Raw genomic sequence first — 535 nt, 5'->3', positions numbered from 1 at the left:
GTGTTGCTGAGGGCCACCTGCGCGTCCCATCGAGTGGGGTACCACACCACCTTGGTGTACCGCTCATCGACCAGCGGCCACCACTCGGCCCGTCGAAGTCGGTCCGGAGGGCGGGACCCTGGGTTGAACATCATGCCCGCATAGAGCAGGTTGCGGGCTTGGTCATAGCACCAGTACACCGCCGCCTCTTGCGAGACCCGGCCTCTCCGGCGCTCCAGTTTCACCGGGCAGCACCTCCCCGCTTCACCCCGTACGAGGACACGATCTCTCGCCACCACGCATCCACCGACGTCCGTACGGCGGCCTCGGCCAGCCGGCGCCCCGCGTCGGTCTTCACCGCGGCGACCATCGTGTCGATCCACGGCTGGGTCAGCGAATGGCCCTGTGCCTGATACTCGCGGGCCTGCAGCAGGCACTCGATCTTGTCGGCGTCCTTGGCACACCGCGCCTCAGGCGTCTCCTTCGCCTCGAACTCGGCGATCAGGTCCCTGATCGGACCGGCGATGTCGGCGGGCAGCCCGGCGGTCTGTATCTC

The 535-nt window shown here is 67.9% G+C and carries 2 protein-coding genes; both read right to left on the bottom strand.

Annotated elements, in window-relative coordinates:
* A partial coding sequence (locus tag ADL29_RS44470; RefSeq protein WP_211274270.1) for a hypothetical protein occupies positions 1 to 224 on the bottom strand: 224 nt, incomplete at its 3' end.
* A partial coding sequence (locus ADL29_RS08250; protein WP_157878428.1) for an HD domain-containing protein occupies positions 221 to 535 on the bottom strand: 315 nt, incomplete at its 5' end. The genes ADL29_RS08250 and ADL29_RS44470, both read right to left, overlap by 4 nt.

The organism is Streptomyces chattanoogensis (assembly GCF_001294335.1).
In the GTDB taxonomy this organism is placed as follows: Bacteria; Actinomycetota; Actinomycetes; order Streptomycetales; family Streptomycetaceae; genus Streptomyces; species Streptomyces chattanoogensis.
The sequence above is the reverse complement of the archived record's forward strand: the minus strand, read 5'-3'. Positions and strand labels throughout refer to the sequence as shown.